Annotated in this window: 1 protein-coding gene; it reads right to left on the bottom strand. The window is 46.9% G+C overall.

The genetic code is table 11. The annotated features are described in order from the left end of the window. Positions 1-165 precede the first annotated feature (165 nt). On the bottom strand, positions 166-237 hold the full coding sequence (locus tag AC0L3B_RS40225) for a DUF4113 domain-containing protein (RefSeq protein ID WP_473383603.1): 72 nt from the start codon (positions 235-237) through the stop codon (positions 166-168). Positions 238-239 lie beyond the last annotated feature (2 nt).

The raw sequence follows: 239 nt of genomic DNA, 5'->3' as shown, positions 1-239 counted from the left end.
CCACCCTGGCTTGCTCCGCGACCCAGTATTGGTCGAGTGGGATGAGCGATGGCAGGAGAGCGTTGAAGCCGGTAACAAACAAAACTTTTTTGAATATATGGCTTCTCAGTGACAATTGATCTTTAATTCGCTAGCACACAGATCGCTTAGCCCAACGTACCGCAATTACACACATGGAACCTTCCAAAGTTGATCAAGTTTCGTTGTGTAGCTCTGACTCATCATCTCACGTCTCATTC

The sequence above is a fragment of the Bradyrhizobium sp. Kon56 genome, from assembly GCF_055807635.1.
The sequence above is the reverse complement of the archived record's forward strand: the minus strand, read 5'-3'. Positions and strand labels throughout refer to the sequence as shown.